Consider the following 244-nt stretch of genomic DNA (forward strand, 5'->3'; position numbering starts at 1 on the left):
CTGAGCATCGTTGCCAACCAGACGTCGGTGTTCGAGAACGAGAAGCCGACCTTCACCATCAGCATCAAGCAGGCCCTGGACCAGGACCTGACTGTGCAGCTGGGTGCAGGCAAGTCTGTGGTCATCGAGAAAGGCCAGACTTCTGCGATCTGGACCAACGACGTGCAGGGTGAAGACGTCTACGTCGACGGCGGCTCCCTGACTGTGAGCATCACCGGTACGAGCGTGCCGGATGGTCGCTCGT

General features: G+C 60.2%; 1 protein-coding gene. It reads left to right on the forward strand.

What is annotated here, in order from left to right:
• On the forward strand, positions 1-244 hold a 244-nt coding region (locus tag ACN6NG_RS30060; protein ID WP_474317567.1), incomplete at both ends, for an immunoglobulin-like domain-containing protein.

This window comes from Pseudomonas sp. TSO6 (assembly GCF_056098905.1).